This window comes from Acutalibacter sp., from assembly GCF_056800975.1.
The window spans coordinates 1-2628 of the sequence record NZ_JBQISV010000158.1; the positions used below are offsets into that span (position 1 = coordinate 1).

2 protein-coding genes are annotated in these 2628 nt (G+C 58.7%); both read right to left on the reverse strand.

The annotated features are described in order from the left end of the window. A partial coding sequence (locus tag ACTO5E_RS10740) for an ATP cone domain-containing protein (RefSeq protein ID WP_482303534.1) occupies positions 1-249 on the reverse strand: 249 nt, incomplete at its 3' end. Positions 250-583: 334 nt separating this feature from the next. Then, positions 584-2371, reverse strand: a complete 1788-nt coding sequence (gene aspS / locus ACTO5E_RS10745) for an aspartate--tRNA ligase (RefSeq protein WP_482303536.1) — start codon at positions 2369-2371, stop codon at positions 584-586. Positions 2372-2628 lie beyond the last annotated feature (257 nt).

Below are 2628 nucleotides of genomic sequence, written 5' to 3' on the forward strand. Positions count from 1 at the left end.
GGCCTTGGCGGTTTTGGCATAGTCGGCGGCAATCAGCTTTTCCTCCACAATATCCTGGGTCTGCTCTACGGTGGGGGTGGCTTTCAGCTTTTCCAGCTCCTTCACCACCTGCCCGGTGAGCTCATCCAGGTCAGCGTCGCTGAAGCGCTCGGTGGCAATGCGGACATTGGCCTTGAAGATCGCGGCGCGTATTTTGGCCGCGTCAAACTTCACCTGTTCCCCATTGCGCTTGATAATTTTTTTTGGCATTTTTGACAAATGACTCCTCTCCGTTGGGTTTTATCTATAAACACTTGTGGGTGGCACATTTCCATTTGCTTTGCAGGGAAAAGAATCGTTTTTCTCTCTATGCTTACTGCCTGAAAACCAAAGGCTTGCCGCTTTGCTTGGCAGGCCGGGCGGTCTTCTTCTCCGTGCCCTCCCATTATAATGGATATCGCTGCTTTTGTCAACCACATATTGTGGAAGCCCTAAATTCATTTTGAGAACTACCACAAAATATAGAAGGGCAAAGAGAGGCCGTTCCCAGCCTTCCCTTGCCCGTTTCCACAATATTTACTGATATCTACGCGCTTTCGGCAGCTTATTCCTCCTGCTCTGTCACCGCAATATGCAGCTCGTTCAGCTGGGCCTGGCTCACTCTGCTGGGCGCGCCGGTCATGGGGTCCTGAGCGCTCTGGTTCATGGGGAAGGCGATGACCTCCCGGATGAGGGTTTCGCCGGTGAGCAGCATAATCATCCGGTCCACGCCCGGGGCTGCGCCGGCGTGGGGGGGAGCTCCATAGCAGAAAGCGTTGTACATGGCCGGGAATTTTCCCCGCACATCCGCCTCAGAGAGGCCCACCAGCTCAAAGGCCTCCACCATCACCTCGGGGTCGTAGTTGCGCTCTGCGCCAGAGGCCAGCTCGTAGCCGTTGCACACCAGGTCGTACTGGTGGGCCCGCAGGTCCAGGGGGTCGGCCTCTCCTCTTGCGGCCTTGCGCAGGGCCTCCTTGCCTCCATAGGGCATGGAGAAGGGGTTGTGGCCGAATTCCAGCCTTCCGCTCTCCTCGCCCATCTCAAACATGGGAAAGTCCACGATCCAGCAGAAGGCGTACTGCTTTTCGTCCATATGGTTGGGACAGGCCCCGCCCAGCAGCTTGCGCAGCACGCCGGCGGTTTTTTGGGCCGTGGTTTTTTTGCCTGCGGCCAGCATGACCAGAGTGTTGGGAGCAGGGGCCAGGGTCTCCTTTACCTGCTGGGCCAGGGCCGGGTCGCTGTTCACAAACTTGGCAATGCCCCCGGCAATTTCCCCCTTCTCGTCGGTTTTGAACCAATAGGTCTTCTGAGCGGTCTGCACCTCGGTTTCAGCGCAGAGCTTATCAATGGCCTTGCGGGTGAGGCTGCAGTCTGTCACCGGCACGGCTTTAACCACCGCGTTCTCAAAGGGACCGAAGCCGCAGCCTGCCAGCAGCTCGGTGGCGTCCTTCACCAGCAGGTCGATACGCAGGTCGGGCTTGTCGCTGCCATAGTCCTCCATGGCCTGCAGGAAGGGGATACGCAGGAAGGGGGTAGACGAGACTCTGTCCCCATAGATGCCGAATTTCTCGAACACAGGGGGCAGCACCGCCTCGATGACGGCGAACACGTCCTCCTGCCCGGCAAAGGCCATTTCCATATCCAGCTGATAGAAGTCCGCGGGAGACCGGTCTCCTCGGGCGTCCTCGTCCCGGAAGCAGGGCGCGATCTGAAAATACCGGTCAAAGCCCGAGGCCATCAGCAGCTGCTTGAACTGCTGGGGGGCCTGGGGCAGGGCGTAGAATTTACCTGGGTGCTTCCGGGAGGGCACCAGGAAGTCCCGGGCTCCCTCGGGGGAGGAGGCGGTGAGAATGGGGGTGTTGATCTCCTGAAAGCCCTGGTCCTCCATAGCCCGGCGCAGGGCCGAAACCACCTGGCTGCGCAGAACAATATTCTTTTTGACAGCCGGGTTGCGCAGGTCCAAAAAGCGGTAGCGCAGCCGGGCGGCCTCGTCCGCGTCCCGGGAGAAATTGATTTCAAAGGGCAGCTCGTTATACTGGCAGCAGCCCAGAACCTCCACCTTAGTGGGGGCAATTTCAATGTCGCCGGTAGCCTGCTTGGGGTTCTTATTGGTACGCTCCCGCACCGTGCCGGTGACAGAAATAGTGGTTTCCTTATTCAAGGCCTTCACCTGGGCCAGGAGCTCAGGGGTTTCCACCACCACCTGGGTGGCGCCGTAATAGTCCCGCAGCACCAGAAAACCGATGCCGCCTCCCACCTCCCGCAGGTTCTCCATCCAGCCCGCCAGGGTGACCGTCTTGCCCGCGTCCTCCAAACGCAGCTGGCCGCAAGTATGACTCCTATATTCCGACATACCAATCTCTCCTCTTTTTTTAATCCGCCTTTTTTGTGGTGCAGGGCGCGAGGCCCTACCACGACGCTGAAACGCTGCCTTGCTTTTTAGTCCGTCTTTTTGGCAGTGCAGGGCGCAAGGCCCTACCACGATGCTGATACGCCACCCTGTTTTTTAGTCCGCCTTTTTGGCGACACTGGGAGCAAGGCCCTACCACGATGCTGATACGCTGCCCTGTTTTTTAGTCCGCCTTTTTGGCGGCGCAGGGCGCGAGGCCC